A 259-nucleotide genomic window follows, 5' to 3' on the forward strand; every position below is an offset into this window, starting at 1 on the left:
GATGAGCTGCCGGTTCCCCGGCGGCGTGGAGTCGCCGGAGGCCCTTTGGCAGCTGGTCGCCGACTCCGGCGACGCCATCTCCGAGTTCCCCACCGACCGCGGCTGGAAGCTCTCCGACCTCTACGACGCGGACCCCGACCGCCAGGGCACCTTCTATGCGCGCGGTGGCGGCTTCCTGCACGACGCCGCCGAGTTCGACCCGGCGTTCTTCGAGATCAGCCCGCGCGAGGCGCTGGCCATGGACCCGCAGCAGCGGCTG

The 259-nt window shown here is 72.2% G+C and carries 1 protein-coding gene; it reads left to right on the forward strand.

All coding sequences use genetic code 11. The annotated features are described in order from the left end of the window. Positions 1-259: beta-ketoacyl synthase N-terminal-like domain-containing protein (locus tag UK12_RS35760; protein ID WP_045307400.1), on the forward strand; the 259-nt coding region annotated here is incomplete at both ends.

This window comes from Saccharothrix sp. ST-888 (assembly GCF_000955975.1).
Taxonomy (GTDB): Bacteria; Actinomycetota; Actinomycetes; order Streptomycetales; family Streptomycetaceae; genus Kitasatospora.